Here is a 26,517-nt window from a genome sequence, read left to right on the forward strand (position 1 = left end):
CCAAGCAGCAGATGCCGGCGCGCCGCAAGGCGCGCAAGCGGGCGCTGGATGTCCTCTACGAGGCCGACCTGCGGGACCGGCCGCCCGTGGAGGTGCTGGCCGGCTACCTTCAGCGCATCGAACAGCCCCGCCCGGAGCATCTGGGTTACGCGGTGGGCCTGATCGAGGGGGTCGCCGAACACCTCAACCGGATCGACGAGCTGATCGCCAGCTATGCCGAGGGCTGGACCCTGGACCGGATGCCGGTGGTCGACCGCAACCTGGCCCGGGTCGCCGTCTACGAGTTGCTCTACGTCGACGAGATCGACGACGCGGTGGCGATCAGCGAGGCTGTGGAGTTGGCCCGGCAGATGTCCACCGACGATTCGCCGCGCTTCCTCAACGGTCTGCTCGGCCGTATCGCCGAGTACGCCACCCGCTGAGGTCAGGCACCACCGAAAAGGCCCGTGCCATCCGGCACGGGCCTTTTCGGGTGGAGCGACACTCAGGAGGCGAAGAACGCCCGCGGGTCGGCGACCAGCACACCGTGCTCGGTGAGCCGCTCGATCAGCCCGGACGGCGAGGCGTCGTAGACGATCGCGAGCGCGCGCAGGTCGTCGGCGCGGATGGAGAGCACCCGACCGTTGTAGTCACCACGCTGCTGCTGGATGGCGCGGGCGTAGCGGGCGACGTAGGCCAGGTCCTCGGAGGCCTCGTCGTAGAGCCGCTCCAGGTCCAGAACGATCTTGCTGGTGGGCTCGTGACGGACACCACTGCCGTCGGGCAGCAGCTCCGAGACGGGGACACGGTAGAACTCGGCCAGCTCGGCCAGACGGGAAACCGTCACGGCGCGGTCGCCACGCTCGTACGAGCCGACCACCACGGCCTTCCACCGCCCGTTCGACTTCTCCTCCACACCCTGCAGGGACAGGCCCTGCTGCTGGCGGATGGAGCGCAGGCGGGCGCCCAGAGATTTGGCGTATTCAGAGGGCATTCGGACACTCCCAGTGCTGCTCGGGGTTCTCCCGTCGATCGCTACGGAGCGTGACGGTACGGGGAATGCGACACGTGGTCAAGTGGTCGCGACCCTACCGTTGAGGGCCACCGGGGGAGTTATCCCCATTCGTCGGCCTGATCCGGTGGTCAGCAGCCGCCGTCCATCGGCCGGGTGACCACTGGTAACGTGGCGTGAAGCCCCGGTCCGGGTCTGTACGCGGTCCGACCGGAGTTGCCCGACATCCTTTAACGACCCGTCCCGTGAGGCGGGGAAGGAGGTCTGCCGTGGCGTACCCACCGGCTGCCCGCTCGTCACCACCACGACAACCCTCGGTGAAGGTCATCCTCGACAGCGCCGACGTGCAGCGCGTGGTCGACCGCATCTCGCACCAGATCCTGGAGAAGACCCAGGGCGCCGCCGACACCGTGTTGTTGGGGATTCCCACCCGTGGCGCGCCCCTCGCGCGACGGCTCGCGGCCCGCATCAGCACCTTCGAGGCCGTCGACATCCCGGTGGGTGTGCTCGACATCACGCTCTACCGTGACGACCTGCGGCGCCACGCCACCCGCGCGGTCGGCCCCACCCAGGTGCCCACCGGCGGCATCGACGGCAAGCGGGTCATCCTCGTCGACGACGTGTTGTTCTCCGGCCGCACTGTCCGGGCCGCGCTCGACGCGCTCAACGACGTGGGTCGCCCGGCGTCGGTGCAGCTCGCGGTCCTTGTCGACCGGGGCCACCGGGAGCTGCCGATCCGCGCCGACTACGTCGGCAAGAACATCCCGACCTCGCTCGCCGAGAGCGTGAAGGTCACGCTCGCCGAGACCGACGGTGTCGACGAGGTCAAGTTGTACGGAGGGGCAACCGCATGATCAAGCACCTGCTCTCCGGCGCGGACCTGGACGCCGACACCGCCACCGAGATCCTGGACACCGCCGCCGAGATGGCCACTGTCGCCGGCCGCGAGATCAAGAAGCTGCCCGCGCTGCGCGGCCGTACTGTCGTGAACCTCTTCTACGAGGACTCCACACGTACCCGGATCTCGTTCGAGGCGGCGGCGAAGCGGCTCAGCGCCGACGTGATCAACTTTTCCGCGAAGGGTTCCAGCGTCGCCAAGGGCGAGAGCCTGAAGGACACCGCGCTGACCCTGCAGGCGATGGGCGCTGACGCGGTGGTCGTGCGGCACCCCGCCTCCGGCGCCCCGCACCGCCTCGCCAACTGGGTGGACGGCTCGGTGGTCAACGCCGGCGACGGCACCCACGAGCACCCCACCCAGGCGTTGCTCGACGCGTACACGATGCGGGCCCGGCTGGGTCGGCTCGCCGGCCTGTCGGTCGCCGTGGTCGGAGACGTGCTGCACTCCCGGGTCGCCCGCTCGAACGTCCTGCTGCTGTCGACCCTCGGCGCGAAGGTGACCCTCGTCGGCCCGCCGACGCTCATCCCGGTCGACATCGCCGGCGCCCTCGCACCCGGCACCGACGTCTCCTACGACCTCGACTCGGTGCTGCCCGACGTCGACGTGGTGATGATGCTGCGGGTGCAGCGGGAGCGGATGAAGGACTCCTACTTCCCGTCCGCCCGCGAGTACGCCCGCCGCTACGGGCTGGACGGGCCCCGCATGCGCCGGCTGCCGGAGCACGCCATCGTCATGCACCCGATGAACCGGGGGATGGAGATCACCCCCGAGGTGGCCGACTCACCCCGCTCCACGATCGTCGAACAGGTCACCAACGGGGTTTCCGTGCGGATGGCCGTCCTGTACCTGCTGCTCGGAGGGAACAACCGGTGACCGCGTACCTCATCACCAGCGTGAGCGTCGTCGGCGCCGCGCCGACGGACCTGCTGATCCGCGACGGCGTCGTCGCCGAGGTCGGTGCGGGGCTGTCCGCGCCGGACGCGACGGTCATCGACGGAACCGGGCTGGTCGCCCTGCCCGGCCTTGTCGACCTGCACACCCACCTGCGCGAACCGGGTCGGGAGGACGCCGAGACCGTCGAGTCCGGCTCCCGGGCGGCGGCGCTGGGCGGCTACACGGCGGTCTGCGCGATGGCCAACACCTCTCCGGTGGCCGACACCGCGGGTGTGGTCGAGCAGGTGTGGCGGCTCGGCCGGGAGGCCGGGCTGGTCGACGTGCAGCCCGTCGGCGCGGTCACCGTCGGGCTGGCCGGCGAGCGCCTCGCCGAGCTGGGCGCGATGGCCGACTCGGCGGCCCAGGTGCGGATGTTCTCCGACGACGGGCACTGCGTGGCCGACCCGCTGCTGATGCGCCGGGCACTGGAGTACGTCAAGGCGTTCGACGGGATCATCGCCCAGCACGCCGAGGAGCCCCGGCTCACCGAGGGCGCCCAGATGCACGAGGGTGAGGTCTCCACCCGGCTCGGGCTGATCGGCTGGCCGGCGGTCGCCGAGGAGGCGATCATCGCCCGGGACGTGCTGCTCGCCGAGCACGTGGGCAGCCGCCTGCACGTCTGCCACGTCTCCACCGCCGGCAGCGTCGAGGTGCTGCGTCAGGCCAAGGCCCGTGGGGTACGCGTCACCGCCGAGGTCACCCCGCACCACCTACTGCTCACCGACGAGCGCGCGGAGAGCTACGACCCCGTCTTCAAGGTCAACCCGCCGCTGCGGACGTCCGCGGACGTCACCGCGTTGCGCGCCGCGCTCGCCGACGGCGTCATCGACATCATCGCCACCGACCACGCCCCGCACGCCGTGGAGGACAAGGAGTGCGAGTGGGCGTACGCCCGGCCGGGGATGCTCGGTCTGGAGACCGCCCTGTCCATCGCGCTCGACGTGCTCGGCCCCGAGTGGGACCTGATCGCCGAGCGGATGTCCCGCACGCCTGCCCGGATCGCCGGGCTGACCGGGCACGGCGTCGACCCGGCGCCCGGTGTGCCGGCCAACCTGACCCTTGTCGACCCGGCCGTCCGCCGCACCATCGAGCCGGCGGAGCTGGCCAGTCGCAGTCGCAACACCCCGTATGCCCGCATGACGCTGCCAGGTCGCATCGTGGCGACCTTCCTGCGCGGCGAGCCGACGGTTCTGGACGGAAAGGCTGTCAAGTGAGCAAGCGCAGACCCGCGATTCTCGTACTCGAGGACGGGCGCATCTTCCACGGCGAGGCGTACGGCAGTGTCGGGGAGACCTTCGGCGAGGCCGTCTTCAACACCGGCATGACCGGCTACCAGGAGACCCTCACCGACCCGTCGTACCACCGCCAGGTCGTCGTGCAGACCGCGCCGCACATCGGCAACACCGGCGTCAACGGCGAGGACGACGAGTCCGACCGGATCTGGGTGGCCGGGTACGTGGTGCGCGACCCGGCCCGCATCGGTTCGAACTGGCGGGCCACCGGCAGTCTGGAGGACCGGCTCGCCACCGAGGGCGTGGTGGGCATCAGCGGGGTGGACACCCGGGCGCTGACCCGGCACCTGCGCGACCGGGGCGCCATGCGGGTGGGCATCTCCAGCATCGACACGGACCCGCAGAGCCTGCTGGCCAGGGTCCTCGCGTCACCGCAGATGGTCGGCGCGGACCTCAGCGCCGAGGTGACCACCGCCAAGCCGTACGTCGTCGAGGCCGTCGGCGAGCGGCGGTTCACCGTCGCGGCGCTGGACCTGGGCATCAAGCGCAACGTGCCGCGGCGGCTCGCCGAGCGGGGGGTGACCACCCACGTGCTGCCCGCCTCGTCGAGCATCGAGGACCTGCTCGCCACCGGCGCGGACGCGGTGTTCTTCTCGCCCGGCCCGGGTGACCCGGCGACCGCCGACGGGCCGGTGGCGCTGGCCCGGGAGGTGCTGACCCGCCGCATCCCGCTGTTCGGCATCTGCTTCGGCAGCCAGATCCTCGGGCGGGCGTTGGGCTTCGGCACCTACAAGCTGGGCTACGGCCACCGCGGCATCAACCAGCCGGTGCTCGACCGGGTCACCGGCAAGGTCGAGGTGACAAGCCACAACCACGGCTTCGCGGTGCAGGTGCCGGGCGCCGGGCAGGGGGCGGTGGTCCCCGACCAGGTGATCCAGACCGAGTTCGGTGGCGTTCAGGTGTCCCATGTCTGCCTCAATGACAACGTGGTCGAGGGGCTGCGGGCCGTGGACGTACCGGCGTTCACCGTGCAGTACCACCCGGAGGCGGCGGCCGGTCCGCACGACGCGGACTACCTCTTCGACCGTTTCGCCGAGCTGATCGAGGGCCGGCAGACCAGTGCAGACCCGACCCACAGCGAGGGGCGCAGCAATGCCTAAGCGGAGCGATCTCAAGCACATCCTGGTGATCGGCTCCGGGCCGATCGTCATCGGGCAGGCCTGCGAGTTCGACTACTCCGGCACCCAGGCGTGCCGGGTGCTGCGCAGTGAGGGGATCCGGGTCAGCCTGGTCAACTCCAACCCGGCGACGATCATGACCGACCCGGAGTTCGCCGACGCCACGTACGTCGAGCCGATCACCCCGGAGTTCGTGGAACTGGTCATCGCCAAGGAACGCCCGGACGCGATCCTGGCGACCCTCGGTGGGCAGACCGCGCTGAACACCGCCGTCGCCCTGCACGAGAACGGCGTCCTGGAGAAGTACGGCGTCGAGTTGATCGGCGCGAACATCGACGCCATCAACCGGGGCGAGGACCGCCAGTTGTTCAAGGAGATCGTCGCCAAGGCCGGTGTCCGGCTCGGCGTCGAGGACCCGGCCGCGCTGGTGCCCCGCTCCCGGGTCTGCCACTCGATGGAAGAGGTCGAGGAGACCGTCGCCGATCTGGGGCTGCCTGTGGTGATCCGGCCGTCGTTCACAATGGGCGGTCTGGGTTCGGGCATGGCACACACCCCGGAGGACCTGGCCCGCATCGCCGGTGACGGTCTGGCCGCCAGCCCGGTGCACGAGGTGCTCATCGAGGAGAGCGTGCTCGGCTGGAAGGAGTACGAGCTCGAACTGATGCGCGACCGGCACGACAACGTGGTGGTGGTCTGCTCGATCGAGAACATCGACCCGATGGGCGTGCACACCGGAGACAGCGTCACAGTGGCACCGGCCATGACGCTCACCGACCGGGAGTACCAGCGTCTGCGTGACCTGGGCATCGCGGTCCTGCGCGAGGTCGGTGTGGACACCGGCGGCTGCAACATCCAGTTCGCGGTCAACCCTGTCGACGGCCGCATCGTCGTGATCGAGATGAACCCGCGGGTGTCCCGGTCGTCGGCGCTGGCGTCGAAGGCGACAGGCTTCCCGATCGCCAAGATCGCCGCGAAGCTGGCCATCGGCTACACCCTCGACGAGATCCCCAACGACATCACGTTGAAGACCCCGGCGGCGTTCGAGCCGACCCTGGACTACGTGGTGGTGAAGATCCCCCGGTTCGCGTTCGAGAAGTTCCCAGGCGCGGACCCGGAGCTGACCACCACCATGAAGTCGGTGGGCGAGGCGATGAGCCTGGGCCGCAACTTCTCCGAGGCGCTCAACAAGGCGATGCGCTCGATGGAGACCAAATCATCTGGTTTCTGGACGCAGCCCGACCCGGCCGGCGTCACGCTCGCCGACACCCTGGCCGCGCTGCGCATCCCGCACGACGGCCGGCTGTACACCGTCGAGCGCGCACTGCGCCTCGGCGCGTCGATCGCCGAGGTCAGCGCCGCATCCGGTGGCATCGACCCGTGGTTCCTGGACCAGATCGTCGCCCTGATCGAGCTGCGGGCCGAGATCGTGGACGCCCCGGTGCTCGACGCCGACCTGCTGCGCCGCGCCAAGCGGGCCGGCCTGTCCGACCGGCAGCTCGCCGCGCTGCGCCCGGAGCTGGCCGCCGAGGACGGCGTCCGCACCCTGCGGCACCGCCTCGACGTACGCCCGGTCTACAAGACTGTGGACACCTGCGCGGCCGAGTTCGAGGCGACCACGCCGTACCACTACTCGACGTACGACTCGGAGACCGAGGTCGTGCCGTCGGACCGGCCGAAGGTGCTGATCCTGGGCTCCGGCCCGAACCGGATCGGACAGGGCATCGAGTTCGACTACTCGTGCGTGCACGCCGTGCAGGCGCTGCGGTCGGCCGGCTACGAGACCGTCATGGTCAACTGCAACCCGGAGACGGTCTCCACCGACTACGACACCGCCGACCGGCTCTACTTCGAGCCGCTGACCTTCGAGGACGTCCTGGAGGTCTGGCACGCCGAGGACTCCTCGGGTCGCGCGGCTGGCGGGCCGGGCGTGGTCGGTGTGGTCGTGCAGCTCGGCGGGCAGACGCCGCTGGGGTTGGCGCAGCGACTCAAGAACGCCGGTGTGCCGATCGTCGGCACCTCCCCGGAGTCGATCCACCTTGCCGAGGAGCGGGGCGCGTTCGGTGCGGTGCTGGCCCGCGCCGGGCTGCGCGCGCCGGCGCACGGCATGGCCACCTCCTACGACGAGGCCAAGGCGATCGCCGACGAGATCGGCTACCCGGTGCTGGTCCGGCCGTCGTACGTGCTGGGCGGTCGCGGCATGGAGATCGTCTACGACGACCCGACGCTGCGTGACTACATCGGCCGGGCCACCGACATCTCCCCGAACCACCCGGTGCTGGTCGACAGGTTCCTCGACGACGCCATCGAGATCGACGTGGACGCGCTGTGCGACGCCGACGGCGAGGTCTACATCGGTGGGGTGATGGAGCACATCGAGGAGGCCGGCATCCACTCCGGCGACTCGTCGTGCGCGCTGCCGCCGATCACCCTCGCCGGGTCGCACCTGGCCGAGGTCCGCCGCTACACCGAGGCCATCGCCCGTGGCGTCGGCGTCCGTGGCCTGCTCAACGTGCAGTACGCGCTCAAGGACGACGTGCTCTACGTCCTGGAGGCCAACCCGCGCGCCTCGCGGACCGTTCCGTTCGTCTCGAAGGCGACGGCCGTGCCGCTGGCCAAGGCGGCGGCACGGATCGCGCTCGGCGCGAGCATCGCCGAGCTGCGGGCCGAGGGACTGTTGCCGGCGACCGGGGACGGCGGCACGATGTCCGCCGACGCGCCGGTAGCGGTCAAGGAGGCGGTGCTGCCGTTCAAGCGCTTCCGGACCCGCGCCGGCAAGGGCATCGACTCGCTGCTCGGGCCGGAGATGAAGTCCACCGGCGAGGTGATGGGCATCGACACCAACTTCGGGCATGCCTTCGCCAAGAGCCAGTCGGCCGCGTACGGCTCGCTGCCGACCGCCGGGAAGATCTTCGTCTCGGTGGCCAACCGGGACAAGCGCGGCATGATCTTCCCGATCAAGCGGCTTGCCGATCTGGGCTTCGAGATCGTGGCGACCACCGGCACCGCCGAGGTGCTGCGCCGGCACGGCATCGCCTGCGAGCAGGTCCGCAAGCACTACGAGGCCGGCGAGAGCGACGACGCGGTGTCACTGATCCTCGGCGGTCACGTGGCGCTGGTGATCAACACGCCGCAGGGCTCGGGTGCCAGCGCCCGTTCCGACGGCTACGAGATCCGCAGCGCCGCCGTCACCGGGGACATCCCCTGCATCACCACGGTCCCCGGCGCTGCCGCAGCGGTGATGGGCATCGAGGCGCGGATCCGGGGCGACATGCAGGTACGCCCCCTGCAGGACCTGCACGCCACCCTGCGGGCCGCCCAGTGACAGTGTTCGAGCGGGCGGTACGGCCCTGGCTGTTCCGGCTCGGCGGTGGCGACGCGGAGGCCGCGCACGAGTGGACACTGCGGCGGCTGGCCGCGCTGTCCCGGCGGCCCGCCGCGCTCGCCGCCCTGCGCACCCGGTACGCGGTGAGCGCGCCGCGCACGGTCTTCGGAGTCCGGTTCCCGAACCCGGTCGGGCTGGCCGCCGGCATGGACAAGGACGGCGCGGCGCTGGCGGCGTGGCCGGCGCTCGGCTTCGGCTTCGTCGAGGTGGGCACTGTCACCGCACACGCGCAACCGGGCAACCCCCGGCCGCGCCTGTTCCGGCTGCCGGCCAGCGAGGCGGTGGTCAACCGGATGGGCTTCAACAACGCCGGTGCCGCCGCGCTGGCCGCCCGGCTGGCCGCGCTGCCGCGCCCGATCGGTGTGCCCTTGGGCATCTCGCTCGGCAAGTCCAAGGTGACCCCGCTCGACGAGGCTGTCGAGGACTACCTCACCTCGTACCGTGCGCTGCGCGGGCACGGCGACTACTTCGCCGTGAACGTCTCCTCACCGAACACACCGGGCCTGCGCTCGTTGCAGGACCGTACGCACCTGGATGCGCTGCTCGCGGCCCTGGTGGGGGAGAAGCCGGTCCTGGTCAAGATCGCCCCTGATCTGACCGAGGCGGCCATCGCCGAACTGCTGGAGGTCTGCCTGGCCCGGGGCGCGGCAGGGGTGATCGCCACCAACACCACGCTCGGCCGTGACGGGCTTGCCCCGACGGACGCGCAGCGCGGTGCGGAGACCGGCGGGCTGTCCGGCCGTCCGCTGACCGGTCGGGCCCGGGAGGTGGTCGCCTTCGTCCACCGGGAGACCGGTGGCCGGCTGCCGATCATCGGGGTCGGCGGAGTGCTGGACCCGGACGACGCCGCTCGCATGTTCGACGCCGGCGCCGCCCTGGTGCAGCTCTACACAGGCTTCATCTACCGGGGACCCGCCCTGGTCCGGGCCGTCGCCCGCGCGAAGGCCACCACGGGAGCACCTGACCCGGTCGCCGGCCGGTGACCGCAGGGGCGGTCGAGCCGACTGCGGCCTCCGTGTCGGGTGGCCTGCTCGTGGGCCGTGCCGCTCCGGTTTGCGTGTCGGGTGGCGTGATCGTGCGTCGTGCCGCTCCGGCCGCCGACCTGTCCTCGCGTCCTTTGCTCTGCTTCACCCGACGCACCACCCGTTGTCCGGATACCGGACGCTGGCCGTTGCGTGGGTTGAAGCAGAGCAAAGGACGCGCACAAGTGGTCCGGCGCGGCCGCGCCGTGCCTGCCGTCCGGGCGGTGCCCGGCCTCCGCGCCGCGTCGACGGACCGGGCCGCGTCGACGGACCGGGCCGCGTCGACGGACCGGGCCGCGTCGACGGACCGGGCCGCGTCGACGGACCGGGCCGCGTCGACGGACCGGGCTGGTCGGTGGCGGCGGCCCGTCTGCGGTGACCGGCCCGTCCAGCTCTGGAAGGAGTGCGCGTGACGCCCGAGGAGATCCTGGCCGCCGACCGGGCGCACGTCTGGCACCCGTACACGGCGCTGCCATCGGCTAACCAGCCGTACGTGGTGAGCAGCGCCGAGGGAGTGCGGTTGCGTCTGGCCGACGGGCGGGAACTGGTGGACGGGATGTCGTCCTGGTGGGCGGCGATCCACGGCTACCGGCACCCGGTGCTGGACGCGGCGGTGACCGACCAGCTCGGCCGGATGAGCCACGTGATGTTCGGCGGCCTCACCCACGAGCCGGCGGTCCAGCTCGCCCGGGCCCTTGTCGAGCTGGCCCCGGAAGGTCTGGAGCACGTGTTCCTGGCCGACTCCGGCTCGGTGAGCGTCGAAGTGGCGATGAAGATGTGCCTGCAGTACCAGCGGGCGATCGGCAGGCCGCAGCGGCGCCGGCTCGCGACGTGGCGAGGCGGCTACCACGGTGACACCTTCCACCCGATGAGCGTCTGCGACCCCGAAGGTGGGATGCATCACCTCTGGGGCGACGTGCTGCCCCGGCAGGTCTTCGCCCCGGTGCCGCCGGGCGGGTTCGCCGATCCGCCGGACGAGGCGTACGTGGCCGCGTTGGTCGACGCCGTCGAACGGCACGCCGACGAACTGGCCGCGGTGATCGTGGAGCCGGTGGTGCAGGGCGCCGGCGGGATGCGCTTCCACCATCCCGGGTACCTGCGGGTGCTGCGCGAGGTGACCCAGGCCCACGGCGTGCTGCTGATCTTCGACGAGATCGCCACCGGGTTCGGCCGTACGGGCACGATGTTCGCCGCCGAGCACGCCGGGGTGTCCCCGGACGTAATGTGCGTGGGCAAGGCGCTCACCGGCGGCTACCTGACGTTGGCCGCGACCCTGTGCACCCCGGAGATCGCCCGGGGCATCTCCGCCGCGGGTGTCCTGGCGCACGGGCCCACCTTCATGGGCAACCCGCTGGCCTGTGCCGTCGCCAACGCCTCCCTCGGGCTGCTGCAAGCGGGGGACTGGGCGGGACAGGTCGCCAGGGTCGGCGCGGGCCTGCGCGCCGGTCTGGAGCCCCTGCGCGGCACGCCCGGCGTGACCGACGTACGGGTGCTCGGCGCGATCGGGGTGGTCCAGCTCGATCACGAGGTGGACCTCGGGGCGGCCACCGCGGCGGCCATCGACCGAGGCGTGTGGCTACGACCGTTCCGCGACCTGATCTACACGATGCCGCCGTACGTCACCGACGACGCCGACCTGGCCCGCATCGCGGCCGGGGTGGCGGCGGCGGTGACGTACGGCTGAGAGGGCCCGTTCACCGGGTCGACGGTGTGACCCGGGCGGGGCTGCCGCCCGGACGAGGAGAGGAGAACACTCCCATGGAGACCTTCGGCACCCGGCTGCACCGGGCGATCACCGAGCGGGGGCCGCTCTGTGTGGGCATCGATCCGCATCCCGGTCTGCTGGCCCGTTGGGGTCTCGCCGACGACGTTGACGGTCTTGACCGGTTCACCCGGACCGTCGTTGACGCCCTCGGTGACCGGGTTGCGGTGGTCAAGCCTCAGTCGGCCTTTTTCGAGCGGTTCGGGTCCCGCGGTGTGGCGATCCTTGAGTCAACTATCCGACAGTTACGGGAAGCCGGTTCGCTCGTTTTGCTGGACGTCAAGCGTGGCGACATCGGCTCAACGGTCAGCGCGTACGCCTCCGCGTACCTCGATCCATCCAGCCCTTTGTATGTCGACGCCGTCACCGCGAGCCCCTACCTGGGAGTAGGTTCGCTGGCCCCGATGTTCGAACTCGCTGCCCAGCACGGCGGCGGTGTCTTCGTGCTCGCCCTCACCTCGAACCCCGAGGGCGCCGCCGTCCAGCGTGCCCGTACGGCCGACGGGCGCACCGTCGCGCAGACCGTGATTGACGAGATTTCCCAGCTCAACAGGGGTGCAGACCCCCTCGGGAGCTTCGGTTTGGTGGTCGGCGCGACCATCGGAGACACCGGTCATGACCTCTCCGGCGTGGGTGGTCCGCTGCTCGCGCCGGGGCTCGGAGCACAGGGTGCAGGGGCCGCGGACCTACGCACAGTGTTCGGTTCCAGCCTTCCCGCAGTGCTCCCGTCGTACTCCCGGGAGGTGCTCTCGGCAGGTCCGGACGGCACCGCCCTGCGGGCCGCCGCGGACCGGGTGCTGGCCGAGTGCCGGGCCGTTCTGGCTGCCCGGTGACTGACTGACGGCTCGGTCACTCTCCGATGATCATCGCGTGCCCACGTTGCCGAAAGTTCCGTTGACCGCTAGTTTTCCCCGCGCTGGGAACCACGGACCCCTTGGTTCACAGCGACACCACGTTTCACAGATGCGGCGGTGCGCCCCGCCCGCCGCGATAGGGACCTGAGGAGAACTGGTGCCGCTCCCGTCACTGACCCCCGAACAGCGCGCTGCCGCGCTCGAGAAGGCTGCGGAGATCCGCAAGGCCCGTGCCGAGCTGAAGGAACAGCTCAAGCAGGGCAAGACCACCCTCGGTGCCGTCCTCGAACGGGCCGAGGGCGACGACGTCGTCGGCAAGCTCAAGGTTTCGGCCGTCCTCCAGGCGATGCCGGGCATTGGCAAGATCCGGGCTACCCAGATCATGGAGAAGCTCAAGATCGCTGACAGCCGTCGCCTGCGCGGCCTCGGCGAGCAGCAGCGCAAGGCACTGCTTGGAGAGTTCGCCGCCAACTGAACCTGGCAGCGTGTAGAAACAAGCAGTGAGCACGGATGACGAGGCGCGCCCGGCGGCTCGGCTCACTGTCCTGGCTGGACCTTCGGGTTCCGGCAGGGAGAGTGTCGTCGAGCTTGTCCGGGCGCGTTCTCCGTCCGTGTGGATCCCGGTGCCGGCAACTACCAGGCCGCGCCGGGAGTCCGAGATCGATGGGGAAGACCGGGTCTTTCTCTCCGCCGCGGAGTTCGAGCGCCGGGCGGCCGCCGATGACCTGCTCGAATGGTCCCGGATCGGTCCGTACCACAGGGGCACCCCGTACCCCCCGCTGCGCGCCCGGCTCGACGCCGGGCAGGCGGTCCTACTTTCGCTCGACGTCGCCGGCGCCCAGCTGGTCCGGGCGAGACTGCCCGACGCCCGGCTGGTGCTGCTGAGCCCGCCGGGGCACCGGCCCGACGCCGCCGTGGCGGCGGCCTTCGACCACGCCCTGACGCACGACCACACCGGGCGGGTGGCTGACGAGCTGGTAGGCTTACTCGGTTCTTCTTATCCGGATCCGGCCTGGTCGCGCGTGCGTGGCTGACGGCCGGCCGCCGTTGAGACTCAGCACCGCGTCCGCGCGGCTCGAAAGACGCAGAGGTTAATTCGTGGGATCCATCGCCAACCCCGAAGGCATCACCAACCCGCCGATCGACGAGCTCCTCGAGAAGACGACGTCGAAGTACGCGCTTGTGATCTTCGCCGCCAAGCGGGCGCGTCAGGTAAACGCCTACTACAGCCAGCTCGGTGAGGGCCTCCTGGAGTACGTCGGCCCGCTCGTTGAGACCACCCCGCAGGAGAAGCCCCTCTCCATCGCCATGCGTGAGATCAACGCGGGCCTGCTCACCGCCGAGCCGACCGACCAGCCGTAAGCGTCGGCACGTCGATGTCCGCCGGGATCGTCCTCGGGGTCGGCGGTGGCATCGCCGCCTACAAGGCGTGTGAGCTCCTGCGGCTCTTCACCGAATCAGGTCATCGGGTCCGCGTCGTACCTACCGCGGCGGCGCTCCGGTTCGTCGGAGCGCCGACCTGGGCGGCGCTGTCCGGCCAGCCGGTAGCCGACGACGTGTGGTCCGACGTCCACGAGGTGCCGCACGTCAGGCTCGGCCAGCAGGCCGACCTGGTGGTGGTCGCTCCGACAACAGCGGACCTGCTCGCGAAGGCCGCCCACGGGCTCGCCGACGACCTGTTGACGAACACGCTGCTGACCGCGCGCTGCCCGGTGCTGCTGGCCCCGGCCATGCACACCGAGATGTGGGAGCACCCGGCCACTGTCGCCAACGTCGCGACGCTGCGCTCCCGGGGCGTCCGGGTCATCGAGCCGGCCGTCGGGCGGCTCACCGGCGTCGACACAGGCAAGGGCCGGCTGCCCGATCCAGCCGAGATCTTCGCGGTCGCCCGCCGGATCCTGGCCCGTGGCGGCACCACCCCTGCCGACCTGACCGGTCGCCGCGTGGTGGTGACAGCGGGCGGCACCCGGGAACCTCTGGACCCGGTCCGCTTCCTGGGTAACCGCTCCTCGGGCAAGCAGGGCTACGCGTTCGCCCGTGCGGCGGTGGCCCGGGGCGCCCGGGTCACGCTGATCGCGGCGAACGTCTCCCTCGCCGACCCGGCCGGTGTCGACCTGGTCCGGGTGGGCTCCACCGCGGAGCTGCGGGAGGCCACCCTGAAGGCCGCCGTCGAGGCCGATGCTGTCGTGATGGCGGCGGCTCCTGCCGATTTCCGGCCGGCGACGTACGCGCCTGGCAAAATCAAGAAGTCGGACGACGGTGTCGCGCCCACCATCGAGCTCGTCACGAACCCGGACATCGCGGCGGAGCTCGGCCAGCGCAAGCGACCGGATCAGGTGCTTGTGGTGTTCGCCGCCGAGACCGGCGACGCGGAGGCCAACGCGCGGGCGAAACTCGCCCGCAAGCGGGCCGACCTCATCGTGGTCAACGAGGTCGGGCCCGACAAGGTCTTCGGTGCCGACACCAACACGGTGACGGTCATCGGAGCGGACGGCTCGGTGAGCCGCCTGCCGGAGCAGGTCAAGGAGGCTGTGGCCGACACCGTGTGGGATCTCGTCGTGGCGCGGCTGACCGACCGCTCCTGACGGGTGGAACACAGCAAGCTCCGAGTCCCGACACTGGCCGCAGTGGTGATTAGACTGCCGCAGAATGACTTCACACGCTTAGGAGTGCCGTGACACGCCGCCTCTTCACGTCCGAATCGGTCACGGAAGGCCACCCGGACAAGATCGCCGACCAGATCAGCGACGGCATCCTCGATGCGCTGCTCACCGAGGATCCCCACAGCCGGGTTGCGGTGGAAACCATGATCACCACCGGCCAGGTGCACATCGCCGGTGAGGTCACCACCAAGGCGTACGCCGACATCCCGACGATTGTGCGCCGGACCATCCTCGACATCGGCTACGACTCGTCGAAGAAGGGCTTCGACGGCGCGTCCTGTGGCGTCAGCGTCTCCATCGGGGCGCAGTCGGAGGACATCGCGCAGGGCGTGGACAACGCTTTCGAGCTGCGTACCGGTGCGTCGGAGAGCGCGCTGGACGCGCAGGGCGCCGGCGACCAGGGCATGATGTTCGGCTTCGCCTGCTCGGAGACCCCCGAGCTGATGCCGCTGCCCATCGCCCTGGCCCACCGGCTGGCCCGTCGCCTCGCCGCGGTGCGCAAGGACGGCACGATCCCGTACCTGCGCCCGGACGGCAAGACCCAGGTGACGATCGAGTACGAGGGGCTGCGCCCGGTCCGGCTGAACACCGTCGTCGTGTCCAGCCAGCATGCCGCTGACATCTCGCTGGAGTCGCTGCTCACCCCCGACGTGCGCGACCACGTCATCGCCCCGGAGCTGGAGAGCCTGGGTCTGGACACCGACGGCTACCGGCTGCTGGTCAACCCGACCGGTCGGTTCGAGATCGGCGGTCCGATGGGTGACGCCGGCCTCACCGGCCGTAAGATCATCGTCGACACCTACGGCGGGTACGCCCGGCACGGCGGCGGTGCCTTCTCCGGCAAGGACCCGTCCAAGGTGGACCGCTCCGCGGCGTACGCGATGCGGTGGGTGGCCAAGAACGTGGTCGCCGCCGGCCTGGCCGAGCGGTGCGAGGCGCAGGTCGCCTACGCCATCGGCAAGGCACACCCGGTGAGCCTGTTCATCGAGACGTTCGGCACCGAGACCGTGTCGGTTGCCTCGATCGAGAAGGCCGTCGGCGAGGTGTTCGACCTGCGTCCGGCCGCGATCATCCGCGACCTCAACCTGCTCCGCCCGATCTACCAGCAGACCGCCGCGTACGGCCACTTCGGCCGGGAGCTGCCGGACCTGACCTGGGAGAGCACCGACCGGGCCGCCGACCTCAAGTCGGCCGCGGGAGCCTGACCGCCACCAGGCGTAGCGACCGGCGACCCGCAGAGGGGTCGCCGGTCGCGCGCGTCTGCGTGGACGTCGGTCTGGCACACCTGGACCGGCCGTTCGACTATCTGGTGCCGGCCGACCTGGACGAGGTGGCGGTGCCCGGCACCCGGGTGAAGGTGCGCTTCGCGGGGCAACTCGTCGACGGGTGGCTGCTGGCCCGCGCCGACGACTCCGGGCACACCGGCCGGCTCGCCTACCTGGAGAAGGTGGTCTCGCCCGAGCCGGTGCTGTCGCCCGAAGTCGCCCGGCTGGCGCGGGCGGTCGCCGACCGGTACGCGGGCAACCTCGCCGACGTGCTCCGGCTCGCCGTACCGCCCCGGCACGCCCGCGTGGAGAAGGAAGCCCGCGCCGACCAACCCGCCCCAGCCGAGGACGCCGCCGGCGTCGACGCGGTCGCGGCGGCCGGATCCGAGCCGCCGGTGGATCCGCGCGGATGGCGCGACTACCCGACCGGACCGGCTCTGCTGGCGGCGCTCACCGACGGTCGGGCACCCCGGGCGGTCTGGTCGGCGCTGCCCGGCGAGGACTGGGCCGCCCGCTACGCCGACGCGGTGGCCGCCACCGTCGCCGGAGGGCGTGGCGCGGTGGTCGTGGTGGCCGACGCCCGTGACCTGAACCGGCTCGACGCCGCGCTGACAAGCGTGCTCGGGCCGGACCGGCACGTCAGCCTCTCCGCCGCGCTCGGGCCGGCCCGGCGCTACCGGGCGTTCCTCGCCGCCCGGCGGGGGGAGGTGCCGGTGGTGATCGGCACCCGCGCGGCGATGTTCGCCCCGGTGGACCGCCTCGGTCTGGTCGCTGTCTGGGACGACGGCGACGACCTGCATTCCGAGCCCCGGGCGCCCTATCCGCACGCCCGCGATGTGTTGCTCACCCGAGCCCAGCTGGCCGAGGCCGGCGCGCTCGTCGGCGGGTACGCCCGCACCGCAGAGGCGCAGCTGCTGCTGGAGACCGGGTGGGCGCGGGAGGTCGTCGCCGACCGGGCGACGGTACGAGCCCGGGTACCCGCGATCGCGCCGACCGGTGACGACCCCCAGTTGGCCCGTGACCCGGGTGCGGCCACCGCGCGGCTGCCCAGCCTGGCGTGGACGGCTGCCCGCGACTCCGTCCGGGCGGACCTGCCGGTGCTGGTGCAGGTGCCCCGACGCGGCTATCTGCCCTCGATCTCCTGCGACGACTGCCGGACCCCGGCCCGCTGTGCGCACTGCGCCGGCCCACTGGCGCTGCCGTCGGCCGGTGGCACCCCGGCCTGCCGCTGGTGCGCCCGGGTGGCCGCCGCGTACGCCTGCCCGCAGTGCGGTGGGCGGCGGCTGCGCGCGGCGGTGACCGGCGCTCGGCGTACGGCGGAGGAGTTGGGGCGGGCGTTTCCCGGCGTGCCGGTGCGCACCTCGGGCCGGGAGGAGGTGCTGACCGACGTGCCGGGCGGCGCGTCCCTGGTGGTGGCCACGCCCGGGGCCGAGCCGGTCGCCGAGGGCGGCTACGGCGCGGTGCTGCTGCTCGACTCGTGGGCGCTGTTGACCCGGGCGGACCTGCGCGCGGGTGAGGAGGCGTTGCGTCGCTGGATGGCGGCGGCGGCCCTGGCCCGCCCGGCTCCGGCCGGCCGGGTGGTGGTGGTCGCCGACGGCGCGCTCGCCCCGGTGCAGGCGTTGTTGCGGTGGGATGCGGCCTGGTTCGCCGGCCGGGAGTTGGCTGAGCGCCGGGAGTTGGGTTTTCCGCCTGCGGTGCGGATGGCGAGCGTCACAGGCCCGGCCGAGGCGGTGGCCGACCTGCTCGCCGCCGCCCGGCTGCCGGGCGACGCCGAGGTGCTCGGTCCGGTGCCGGCCGACGAGGGTCGGGAGCGGATGCTGGTCCGGGTGCCCCGCGCGCGGGCCGCCGCGCTCGCCGAGGCGCTGCACTCGGCGGCCGGTGCGCGGGCCGCCCGCAAGGCCGCCGACCCGGTCCGTCTCCAGGTCGATCCGCTGAGCCTCTTCTGACCGTTTCCGGTGCGTGCCGAGGGCGCCGGGCCTGGCCGGGGAGCGTGTCTTCGCACACTGCGTGCGGCAAAGTGGTGGCGTCGCAGTGGTAGCATCGCCCGTCATGCCATGGCGTACGGCGGCTCCAGGTCGCGACGGGGCGTCAGACGCGCCGAGCTGGATCCTCGCCCGATCGTGGGAACGCGTCGGTCGGACGCGATGTCGATGATGTCTTTGAGCCGGTGATCAGGGGTGGACCAGTCGTGACCGTTCGACAATCGATCGTCTTCAACGGCGACCTCGGCAGCGGCAAGAGCACGGTTTCGGTGGAGATCGCCAACCGGCTCGGGATGCGTCGGGTCAGTGTGGGCGACCTCTATCGGGAGATGGCGCAGCAGCGGCAGATGACCGCCCTGCAACTCAACCTGCACGCCGAGCTCGACCAGGCCGTCGACGGCTACGTCGACCAGCTCCAGCGGGACATCGCCGCCTCCGGTGAAAGCCTGATCATGGATTCCCGGCTGGCGTGGCACTTCTTCACCGACGCGCTCAAGGTGCACATGATCACCGAGCCGGGGGAGGCGGCCCGTCGGGTGCTGGCCCGCCCGTCCGGCCCGGCGGAGAGCTACGCCTCGCTGGAGGAGGCCAAGGCCAAGCTCCGGGAGCGCAGCGAGAGTGAGCGCAGCCGGTTCATCGTCCGCTACGGGGTGGACAAGGCCCGCCTGCGCAACTACGACCTGATCTGTGACACCACCCGGGCGTCCGCCGCCGAGGTGGTCGAGCACATCATCGCCGCGTACGAGGGCACGCTCGGCGTCGACGTGCTGCGGGATGCCCCGCCGCTGCTGCTGCTGGACCCGGCCCGGGTCTACCCGACCGAGGACATCGCCACCCTGCGCGACCTGTGGGACAGCGAGTTCGTCGGCGACGTGGCCGAGGCCGGTGACGAGGCGCTGGAGCCCTTGAAGATCGGCTTCACCGGCGAGTACTTCTTCGTTGTCGACGGGCACCGCCGTCTCAGCGCCGCCCTGCAGAACGGTTTCTCCCTCGTTCCGGCCCAGCTCGTCGCTGAGGTCGACGAGCCGGTCGTGGGTGGGATGAGCGCCGTGGACTACTTCACCGCGCAGGTGCGTCCCGGCCTGGTCTACGACTGGGAGTCCGCCCACAAGATCCAACTGCCGTTGCCGGAGCCCGCGCTGCTTCGCGGCAACGCCGTCCTCGCCGGGGAGCCGGGCGTCAGCGCCTGAAGCCAGCAGGCGGCCGGGCCGGCGCACGGACTGTGCAACCGACCCGGCCACCTGAGGTGAGACGGTCGCCTCAGCCGAGGATCACGCCCGAGGCGCCGACACCGGCCATGCCGGAGAAGATGTCCTCGTAGTACATCCGCCAGGCGCAGACCCGGCCCGTGGTCACGTAGCCGGTGCAGGCCGTCGCGGTGTTGGTGTCGTCGATGGCGGTGTTGGTGCCTGTCGCCCAGACCTGGAGAGTGTTCGCCGCGTTCACGATCTCCACGGGACCGCCGCTGTCACCCTGACCGACGGCGTTGGTGCGGGTGGTGCTCTCGGCCTGCACCTGGCCGCAGACAGTGCCGAAGTTGCGCACGTTGATGCACAGGTTCCGGGCCTTCACCTGGATCGAGCACCGGGTGCCGGAGTACGCGCCGGAGGTGCACACGAAGTTGCCGACCTGGCTGGCCTGCGCGCCGATGACCTGGTTGCTGAACTCGCTGACCACCCCGCCGGCAGCGTTCGTGCTGTTGTTGAAGACCCGGCCGCCGGAGCTGCCCGCGATGAGCAGGGTGTCGGTGCCGGTGTTGCGGGTTCCGACGACGCCGATCGTCTGCCCGGTCGGGTCGGCCGCGACGACGTTGAGGTTGGCGCAGTGCGCGGCGGAGAGCATCCGAGCCACCCCGCCCTGGAAGACCCCGAAGCCGGTCGAGCAGCCGCCTCCGGTGGCGGTGTTGCGCCACGCGGCGCCACCCCACCACGGCGCCGTGTCGTCCCACCGGGTTGCGGGTGCGGCGGCGACCCCGGTCTGCACTGTCACCGGAACGCCGGCGAGGCTCGTGGCGCCGAGCAACCCGTCCTGCGTACCGACGAGCAGGCCGGCGCCGTCGGCACGCGGCCCGACGGTGGTGATCCTGTCGCCGGCCGCGGCGCGCAGCCGGGCGGCGGCGGCGACGAGCTCCCGCTGGGAGTACGGGGCGGGCAGCACCCGGGTTGCGACTGTGGCCCGGGCGGTGGCCACCAGGTTTGCCGGCGGCTCACCCTTCCAGTAGACCTGGAGTTGCCGGGTGGTGGGGTCGGCCACGACACCGGCGAAGCCGGAGTTGGCGCTGCGCTGGGCCGCGTTGGTGATCCGCGCGGCGGCGGTGTTCATGCGCTGCTGCAACCGGAGCAGCTCCGTCCAGGAGGCGAAGCCGCCGGGCACCGGCGCGCTGTCGACGAACGATCCGGTGGTGGTTGCCTTTCCACCCGGTGCGGCGGCGGCCGGTGCGGCGTTCACGCCCGTGACGAGCAGCGCGAGGCCACACGCGGTGACGGCGATGCGACGCAGTATAGCCGAGGACCGTCGGGCGGTCTGTTGCGGACGGATCATCAGGTACCCCTTCCCCAGGGTTGGTGGTGCGGGCCGAACCCGCACCGGGACGGTGGCACGTGACGCCGGATCAACGCGGCGGATCCTGGACGCGACTGGACACCGCCGGACACCGCTGGACGGGCATTGGTCTGATGTGGATCTGTCAGACATCGGCGCGTACCTATCTCACAGCCCGGGGTCGGAACTAGCCTGCCCGTGTCGGCATCCGGGGCGGCCGGGTGACCGCGACGGGGGGTGGGTTGCCGCATGTCCGACCAACGGGTGCCACCTGGCGCGCGTCAGGCGTCGCAGGGGTCGCCCGGAGCGTTCGAGGTGGCCCGCGGCGGCGCCGAGGCGCAGACACTGCACGACCTGGCCGGGCTGCTGCGCCAGCTGCGCCGCCGGGAGGCCCGCCAGCAGGGCGAAACCCGGCTGACGTACCGGCAGTTGGCCGCGAAGACCGGTTGGTCGCGGGGGATCATCGGGGAGTACTTCGCCGGCAACATCCTGCCTCCGCCGGAGCGGTTCGACGCCCTCATCCGACTGCTCGGGGCGACGCCGTCCGAGCAGGGCGTGCTGGCCACCGCTCGGGACCGCGTCGAGGAGCTGCGGCGGCGCCCGAACCGGGATCCGGTGCCTACGGGGCGGCCGGGGGCCGGTACGACGTCCGCCCGGTTCCCGGTGCCCCGCCAACTGCCTCCGGCGCTGCCCGGATTCATCGGACGTATCTCCCAGCTCGCCCAGCTCGATGCCGCGTCCGGGGCCTGCGGCGACGGCGGGATGGCCCCCGTCACCGTGATGACGCTGTCCGGCACGGCAGGGGTCGGCAAGACGACGCTCGCCGTGTACTGGGCGCACCGGGTGGCCGACCGCTTCCCGGACGGCCAGCTCTACGTCGACCTGCGCGGGTTCGACTCCACCGGTTCGGTGATGACCCCCGTCGAGGCGGTACGCGGCTTCCTCGAAGCCCTCGAAGTGCCACCCGAGCGGATCCCCACCCACCTGCCCGCGCAGGTGGGCCTCTACCGCAGCCTGCTCGCCGGCCGGCGGATGCTGGTGCTGCTCGACAACGCGCGAGACGCCGACCATGTCCGACCCCTGCTTGTCGGCAACCCGAGCTGCGTGGTCCTGGTCACCAGCCGCAACCGGCTCGCCGGCCTGGTCGCCGCCGAAGGCGCCCGGCCGATCGGCGTCGACCTGCTCAGCACCGCCGAGGCGTGGCAACTGCTGGCCCGCAGGCTCGGCACCGACCGGCTGGCCGTCGAGCCGAGTGCGGTGGACGAGATCATCGAGCGGTGTGCACGGCTGCCGCTGGCGCTGGCGGTGCTCGCCGCCCGGGGCGCGGCGAACCCGGCGTTCCCGCTGACCACCCTCGCCGCCGAGCTGCGCGAGGCGCCGCGCCCGCTGGACTCGCTCGACGGTGGGGACGCCGGCACCGACGTACAGGCCGTCTTCTCCTGGTCGTACCGGAGTCTGACACCCGCGGCGGCCCGCCTGTTCCGGCTGTTCGGCTGCCACTCGGGGCCGGAGCTGGGGGTTGCGGCAGCGGCCAGCCTGGCGGGCCTGCCCCGGGACCAGGTGCCTCGGCTGCTGGCCGAGCTGGCTCACGCGCACCTCGTCACCGAGCACGCCTCCGGCCGGTTCGGCGCGCACGACCTGCTCCGGGCGTACGCGGCCGAGCAGGCCGAACGCCTCGAACCGGCGCAGGAACGGCGGGCCGCGATCCGGCGCGGGCTGGACCACTACCTGCACACCGCCCACGCCGCCGCGCTGCTGCTGCAACCGGGCCGGGATCCGGTCGCCCTTGCCGCCGCCGCGCCGGGAGTGCTGCCCGAGGAAATCACCGACCACCCTCAGGCGCTCGCCTGGTTCACCGTCGAGTACCCGGTGCTCCTGGCGGCGGTCACCCACGCGCGGCGGGCCGGGTTCGACGGCCACGCCTGGCAGCTGGCCTGGACCCTTGTCGACTTCCTGCAACGACGGGGACGCTGGCCGGACCTGGCAGTCGCGCAGCGGACGGCCCTGGCCGGGGCGGTCCGGGCCGGTGACCGACACGGGCAGGCCAACGCGCACCGCGACCTCGCCCGGGTGCTGTCCCGGCTGGGTCAGGTGGACGAGGCGGCGAGAAACTACCGGCAGGCTCTGGTGATCTCCGAAGGGCTCGGTGACCACACCGGGCAGGCGCGTACCCATCGCGCGTTCGGCGCGATGCTCGACTGGCTCGGCCGGTACGCCGAGGCGCTGGACCACGCGCAGCGGGCCCTGGCGCTGTACCGGGCCGCCGGTCACCTGGCTGGCGAGGCAAGCGCCCGCAACGCGGTCGGCTGGGCCCATGCCCAACTCGGCCAGTACGCCCCGGCGCTCGCGCACTGCGAGCAGGCGCTGGCGCTGCTGCGCCGGACCGGTGACCGGCACGGCGAGGCGAACACCTGGGACAGCGTCGGCTTCATCCACGCTCGGCTGGACGACCACCACCAGGCGATCCGCTGCTACGGGCGGGCGCTCGCCCTGTACCGGCGGATCGGCGACCGCTACGACGAGGCGGACACCCTGTCCCGGCTGGGCGAGAGCCGGCACATGGCGGGGGACGTGGCGGGCGCCACCCGTACCTGGCGGCGTGCTGTCGGCATCTTCGACGATCTGGGCCACCCCGATGGCGAGCGGGTCCGCGACCTGCTGACCCGTGCCGCGTCAGAGCCGTGCCCGGGGGCGGGCCGGTGACGCTGGGCACACCGATGGCTGCCGATCGAGGTACGCCGACCGGCGCGCGACCGCGCACTCCGTAGACTGGTACGGCACTGCACGTCCCACCCATGAAGGAGCCGTCCCGCGTGACCGTCCAGCCCATCCGTCTGTTCGGGGATCCGGTGCTGCGCACGCCGGCCGATCCGGTGGTCGATTTCGACGCCGAGCTGCGTCGGCTTGTGGCCGACCTCACCGACACGATGCGTGAGCAGGGCGGCGCCGGCCTGGCCGCGCCGCAGCTCGGTGTGAGCCTGCGTGTGTTCACCTTCGACGTCGACGACGTTCTCGGGCACCTGATCAACCCGGTGCTGGAGTTTCCCGACGAGGAGGAGCAGGACGGCCCGGAGGGCTGCCTGTCGATCCCCGGGCTCTACTTCGACACCAAGCGCCGGCAGAACGTCATCGCCAAGGGCTTCAGTTCGTTCGGCGACCCGATGCAGATCGTCGGTACCGGCCTGATGGCCCGCTGTGTGCAGCACGAGACCGACCACCTCGACGGGGTGCTCTTCCTCGACCGGCTCGATCCGGAGGGGCGTAAGGAAGCTATGAAGGCGATCCGTCAGGCCGAGTGGTACGACGCGGCAGCCCCGCCGACGGTCAAGCTGAGCCCGCACCTCAGCGACCCTTTCGGTCTGGGGCGGTGACCCGGATGCGCGTGATCTTCGCCGGTACGCCGGCCGTGGCCGTTCCCGCCCTGGCCGCCGTGGCGGCCTCCCGGCACGAGCTGGTGGCAGTGGTCACCAGGCCCGACGCGCCTGCCGGACGGGGGCGCGGCCTGTCCCGCTCCCCGGTCGGCGCGTGGGCCGACGAGCACGGCGTCGAGGTGCTCACCCCGGCCCGCCCGCGCGACCCCGAGTTCCTCGACCGGTTGCGCGAGCTGGCACCGGACTGCGTGCCGGTGGTCGCCTACGGCGCGCTGGTGCCGCCGGCCGCGCTGGAGATCCCCACGTACGGCTGGATCAACCTGCACTTCTCGCTGCTGCCCGCCTGGCGCGGCGCCGCGCCCGTGCAGCACGCGGTGCTGCACGGCGACGAGCTGACCGGGGCCAGCGTCTTCCAGTTGGAGCAGGGTCTGGACACCGGGCCGGTCTTCGGCACCCTTACCGACGAGATCCGTCCCTCCGACACCTCCGGTGACCTGCTGGAGCGGCTCGCCGACTCCGGCGCCGGCCTGCTGGTGGCGGTGCTCGACGCGATCGCCGACGGCACCGCCCGGGCCGAGCCGCAGCCCGCCGACGGCGTGTCGCTGGCGCCGAAGCTGACAGTGGAGGACGCCCGGGTGCGCTGGGCTGACCCTGCTTTCGCCGTGGACCGGCGGATCCGCGCCTGCACTCCGGCGCCGGGGCCGTGGACGACCTTCCGGGACGAGCGGGTGAAACTCGGCGCCGTCGTGCCGGTGCCCGACGGCCCCGACCTGAAGCCAGGGGAACTGCTTGTGGAGAAGTCCCAGGTACTCGCCGGCACGGCCACCGTGCCGGTGCGCCTCGGCGAGGTGCGTGCCGCGGGTAAGCGGGCCATGCCGGCGACGGACTGGGCGCGCGGCGTCCGGGTCAGCGCCGGCGAGGCCCTCGCGTGACGGCCCCCGAGGGCACCCGCCCGAGCCGTGGAGGCCCGTCGACCGGCCGCGGTGGGGACCGCCGGCCCGTCCGGCCCCCGCTGGACCGGCCACGGCGTGCGGCGTACGAGGCGGTGGCCGCCGTGCACCGCGACGACGCGTTCGCCAACCTGGTGCTGCCCATCATCCTGCGCGACGAGGGGCTGTTCGGTCGGGACGCGGCCTTCGCCACCGAGCTGACCTACGGCACCCTGCGACACCTGGGCACGTTGGACGCGATTCTCAGCGACGCGGCCGGCCGGGACGTGGAGCGCATCGACCCGCCGGCCCGTGACGCGCTGCGGATCGGGGCGTACCAACTGCTGCACACACGGGTGCCCGCGCACGCGGCGGTCTCGTCGACAGTGGACCTGGTCCGCTCAGTTGCGCCGGGTGCCACCGGCTTCGCCAACGCGGTGCTGCGCGAGGTGTCCACGCTCGACTCCGACGGGTGGGTGGCCAAGCTGGCCCCGCCCATGGAAACCGACCCGGTCGGACACCTGGCGCTGGCGTACAGCCATCCACAGTGGATCGTGCGGGCCTTCTCCGAGGCGCTCGACGGTGACCTGGGCGAGACGGCCCGGCTCCTGATCGAGGACAACGAGCGGCCTCCGGTGCACCTGTGCGCCCGCCCCGGCCTCATCGACCCGATCGAGCTGGCCGACCAGGTGGGCGGTGCGCCAGGCGCCTTCTCGCCGTACGCGGTCTATCTGCCCGGCGGCGCGCCGGGTGACGTGCCGGCGGTTGTCGACGGCCGCGCCCATGTCCAGGACGAGGGCTCCCAGCTCGTGGCTGTCGCGCTCGCCGACGCACCGCTGGACGGCCCGGACGGGCGATGGCTGGACCTGTGCGCCGGTCCGGGTGGAAAGGCCGGTCTGCTCGGTGCGCTTGCCGCGCAGCGCGATGCCCGGCTGACGGCCGTGGAGGTGGCCGAGCACCGGGCCCGGCTGGTGTCCCAGGCGACCCGGGGTCTGCCGGTGACAGTGCTGGCCACCGACGGCCGTGAGGTCGGCGCGGACCCGAAGCTGCCGGAGGGGCACTTCGACAGGGTGCTTGTGGATGCCCCGTGCACCGGTCTGGGGTCGTTGCGTCGCCGGCCGGAGTCGCGGTGGCGTCGCCAGCCGTCGGACCTGCCGCAGCTGACCCGGTTGCAGCGCGAGCTGCTGGGGGCGGCGCTGCGCGCGGTGCGCCCCGGTGGGCTCGTCGCGTACGTCACCTGCTCACCGCACACGGTGGAGACGCACGTGACGGTGACCGAGGCGGCGCGGCGCAGCGGCGTGTCGGTGGATTTCGTCGACGCCCGGCCGCTGCTGCCGCCGGGCATGCCCGGCCTGGGTGACGGTCCCACTGTGCAGCTCTGGCCGCACCGGCACGGCACCGACGCGATGTTCCTGGCCGTCCTGCGCCGAGGCTGAGTCCGCGGCAACGCGAAAGGAAGGGTCCCTTGTTAACGCGCAGCGTTAACAAGGGACCCTTCCTTTCAGCTCAGCTTG

The 26,517-nt window shown here is 72.0% G+C and carries 23 protein-coding genes; 21 read left to right on the top strand and 2 right to left on the bottom strand.

Features of this window, described 5'->3' with window-relative positions; genetic code table 11:
* Window positions 1-11: 11 nt before the first annotated feature.
* Window positions 12-422 carry a transcription antitermination factor NusB gene (gene nusB, locus ADK66_RS13900; protein ID WP_197281519.1) on the top strand — a complete coding sequence of 137 codons (411 nt, stop codon included), beginning with the start codon at window positions 12-14 and terminating at the stop codon, window positions 420-422.
* A 62-nt stretch (window positions 423-484) separates the two neighbouring features.
* Here nusB and ADK66_RS13905 read toward each other — a convergent pair whose 3' ends face one another.
* Window positions 485-973 (bottom strand): transcriptional regulator, encoded by a 489-nt coding sequence (locus tag ADK66_RS13905; RefSeq protein WP_007458348.1) that lies wholly within the window; start codon window positions 971-973, stop codon window positions 485-487.
* Window positions 974-1,260: 287 nt separating this feature from the next.
* On the opposite strand from ADK66_RS13905, the gene pyrR reads away from it, so the two are divergent.
* The 16 genes from pyrR to ADK66_RS13985 all read left to right on the top strand — a co-directional run bounded on the left by pyrR (window position 1,261) and on the right by ADK66_RS13985 (window position 19,352).
* A complete protein-coding gene (gene pyrR, locus ADK66_RS13910) occupies window positions 1,261-1,845 on the top strand; it encodes a bifunctional pyr operon transcriptional regulator/uracil phosphoribosyltransferase PyrR (protein ID WP_053655448.1) in 585 nt (194 codons plus the stop codon).
* Complete coding sequence (locus tag ADK66_RS13915; protein ID WP_053655450.1) at window positions 1,842-2,762, top strand: aspartate carbamoyltransferase catalytic subunit; 921 nt, start codon at window positions 1,842-1,844, stop codon at window positions 2,760-2,762. The genes pyrR and ADK66_RS13915 overlap by 4 nt, the downstream gene beginning before the upstream one ends.
* A complete protein-coding gene (locus ADK66_RS13920) occupies window positions 2,759-4,036 on the top strand; it encodes a dihydroorotase (RefSeq protein ID WP_053655452.1) in 1,278 nt (425 codons plus the stop codon). Before ADK66_RS13915 ends, ADK66_RS13920 begins: the two co-directional genes overlap by 4 nt.
* Complete coding sequence (carA, locus tag ADK66_RS13925) at window positions 4,033-5,214, top strand: glutamine-hydrolyzing carbamoyl-phosphate synthase small subunit (RefSeq protein WP_053655454.1); 1,182 nt, start codon at window positions 4,033-4,035, stop codon at window positions 5,212-5,214. Before ADK66_RS13920 ends, carA begins: the two co-directional genes overlap by 4 nt.
* Window positions 5,207-8,554 carry a carbamoyl-phosphate synthase large subunit gene (gene carB, locus ADK66_RS13930; RefSeq protein ID WP_053655456.1) on the top strand — a complete coding sequence of 1,116 codons (3,348 nt, stop codon included), beginning with the start codon at window positions 5,207-5,209 and terminating at the stop codon, window positions 8,552-8,554. The genes carA and carB overlap by 8 nt, the downstream gene beginning before the upstream one ends.
* The gene (locus ADK66_RS13935; protein WP_053655458.1) at window positions 8,551-9,597 is read left to right on the top strand and encodes a quinone-dependent dihydroorotate dehydrogenase; all 1,047 of its coding nucleotides are present in this window, start codon (window positions 8,551-8,553) and stop codon (window positions 9,595-9,597) included. The genes carB and ADK66_RS13935 overlap by 4 nt, the downstream gene beginning before the upstream one ends.
* Before the next feature lie 224 nt (window positions 9,598-9,821).
* Entirely contained in the window at window positions 9,822-10,049 is a 228-nt protein-coding gene (locus tag ADK66_RS13940; protein WP_053655460.1) for a hypothetical protein, read from the top strand.
* Entirely contained in the window at window positions 10,046-11,320 is a 1,275-nt protein-coding gene (locus tag ADK66_RS13945) for an adenosylmethionine--8-amino-7-oxononanoate transaminase (protein ID WP_053655519.1), read from the top strand. The genes ADK66_RS13940 and ADK66_RS13945 overlap by 4 nt, the downstream gene beginning before the upstream one ends.
* 74 nt (window positions 11,321-11,394) lie before the next feature.
* Complete coding sequence (gene pyrF, locus ADK66_RS13950) at window positions 11,395-12,231, top strand: orotidine-5'-phosphate decarboxylase (RefSeq protein WP_053655461.1); 837 nt, start codon at window positions 11,395-11,397, stop codon at window positions 12,229-12,231.
* A 178-nt stretch (window positions 12,232-12,409) separates the two neighbouring features.
* Entirely contained in the window at window positions 12,410-12,727 is a 318-nt protein-coding gene (gene mihF, locus ADK66_RS13955) for an integration host factor, actinobacterial type (protein WP_053655462.1), read from the top strand.
* A 25-nt stretch (window positions 12,728-12,752) separates the two neighbouring features.
* Window positions 12,753-13,286 (top strand): guanylate kinase, encoded by a 534-nt coding sequence (locus ADK66_RS13960; protein ID WP_053655463.1) that lies wholly within the window; start codon window positions 12,753-12,755, stop codon window positions 13,284-13,286.
* Window positions 13,287-13,350: 64 nt separating this feature from the next.
* The gene (rpoZ, locus tag ADK66_RS13965; RefSeq protein ID WP_007075826.1) at window positions 13,351-13,614 is read left to right on the top strand and encodes a DNA-directed RNA polymerase subunit omega; all 264 of its coding nucleotides are present in this window, start codon (window positions 13,351-13,353) and stop codon (window positions 13,612-13,614) included.
* Between the two features lie 14 nt (window positions 13,615-13,628).
* Entirely contained in the window at window positions 13,629-14,837 is a 1,209-nt protein-coding gene (gene coaBC / locus ADK66_RS13970) for a bifunctional phosphopantothenoylcysteine decarboxylase/phosphopantothenate--cysteine ligase CoaBC (protein WP_053655465.1), read from the top strand.
* Window positions 14,838-14,926: 89 nt separating this feature from the next.
* Window positions 14,927-16,120 carry a methionine adenosyltransferase gene (gene metK, locus ADK66_RS13975; protein WP_053655467.1) on the top strand — a complete coding sequence of 398 codons (1,194 nt, stop codon included), beginning with the start codon at window positions 14,927-14,929 and terminating at the stop codon, window positions 16,118-16,120.
* 59 nt (window positions 16,121-16,179) lie between these two features.
* Window positions 16,180-18,126 (top strand): primosomal protein N', encoded by a 1,947-nt coding sequence (locus tag ADK66_RS13980; protein WP_053655469.1) that lies wholly within the window; start codon window positions 16,180-16,182, stop codon window positions 18,124-18,126.
* A gap of 242 nt (window positions 18,127-18,368) precedes the next feature.
* A complete protein-coding gene (locus ADK66_RS13985; RefSeq protein ID WP_053655471.1) occupies window positions 18,369-19,352 on the top strand; it encodes an AAA family ATPase in 984 nt (327 codons plus the stop codon).
* A gap of 70 nt (window positions 19,353-19,422) precedes the next feature.
* Here ADK66_RS13985 and ADK66_RS13990 read toward each other — a convergent pair whose 3' ends face one another.
* Window positions 19,423-20,703, bottom strand: coding sequence for a hypothetical protein (locus ADK66_RS13990; protein WP_053655473.1), 1,281 nt, complete (start codon window positions 20,701-20,703; stop codon window positions 19,423-19,425).
* A gap of 249 nt (window positions 20,704-20,952) precedes the next feature.
* Between ADK66_RS13990 and ADK66_RS13995 the strand changes: the two genes are divergently transcribed.
* The 4 genes from ADK66_RS13995 to ADK66_RS14010 all read left to right on the top strand — a co-directional run bounded on the left by ADK66_RS13995 (window position 20,953) and on the right by ADK66_RS14010 (window position 26,439).
* Complete coding sequence (locus ADK66_RS13995; protein ID WP_053655476.1) at window positions 20,953-23,406, top strand: tetratricopeptide repeat protein; 2,454 nt, start codon at window positions 20,953-20,955, stop codon at window positions 23,404-23,406.
* Window positions 23,407-23,516: 110 nt separating this feature from the next.
* Complete coding sequence (gene def / locus ADK66_RS14000; protein WP_053655520.1) at window positions 23,517-24,074, top strand: peptide deformylase; 558 nt, start codon at window positions 23,517-23,519, stop codon at window positions 24,072-24,074.
* A gap of 5 nt (window positions 24,075-24,079) precedes the next feature.
* Window positions 24,080-25,006: a methionyl-tRNA formyltransferase gene (fmt, locus tag ADK66_RS14005; protein WP_053655521.1), complete on the top strand. Its 927-nt coding sequence runs from the start codon at window positions 24,080-24,082 to the stop codon at window positions 25,004-25,006.
* Window positions 24,961-26,439 (top strand): RsmB/NOP family class I SAM-dependent RNA methyltransferase, encoded by a 1,479-nt coding sequence (locus ADK66_RS14010; protein ID WP_053655478.1) that lies wholly within the window; start codon window positions 24,961-24,963, stop codon window positions 26,437-26,439. Before fmt ends, ADK66_RS14010 begins: the two co-directional genes overlap by 46 nt.
* Window positions 26,440-26,517 lie beyond the last annotated feature (78 nt).

This window comes from Micromonospora sp. NRRL B-16802 (genome assembly GCF_001279555.1).
Lineage (GTDB): Bacteria > Actinomycetota > Actinomycetes > Mycobacteriales > Micromonosporaceae > Micromonospora > Micromonospora profundi.

Coding starts and splice junctions, on each gene's coding strand:
- nusB (WP_197281519.1), top strand. CDS start 12: ATGCCGGCGCGCCGCAAGGCGCGCAAGCGGGCGCTGGATGTCCTCTAC.
- ADK66_RS13905 (WP_007458348.1), bottom strand. CDS start 973: ATGCCCTCTGAATACGCCAAATCTCTGGGCGCCCGCCTGCGCTCCATC.
- ADK66_RS13915 (WP_053655450.1), top strand. CDS start 1,842: ATGATCAAGCACCTGCTCTCCGGCGCGGACCTGGACGCCGACACCGCC.
- carB (WP_053655456.1), top strand. CDS start 5,207: ATGCCTAAGCGGAGCGATCTCAAGCACATCCTGGTGATCGGCTCCGGG.
- pyrF (WP_053655461.1), top strand. CDS start 11,395: ATGGAGACCTTCGGCACCCGGCTGCACCGGGCGATCACCGAGCGGGGG.
- coaBC (WP_053655465.1), top strand. CDS start 13,629: ATGTCCGCCGGGATCGTCCTCGGGGTCGGCGGTGGCATCGCCGCCTAC.
- ADK66_RS13990 (WP_053655473.1), bottom strand. CDS start 20,703: ATGATCCGTCCGCAACAGACCGCCCGACGGTCCTCGGCTATACTGCGT.
- ADK66_RS13995 (WP_053655476.1), top strand. CDS start 20,953: ATGTCCGACCAACGGGTGCCACCTGGCGCGCGTCAGGCGTCGCAGGGG.
- fmt (WP_053655521.1), top strand. CDS start 24,080: ATGCGCGTGATCTTCGCCGGTACGCCGGCCGTGGCCGTTCCCGCCCTG.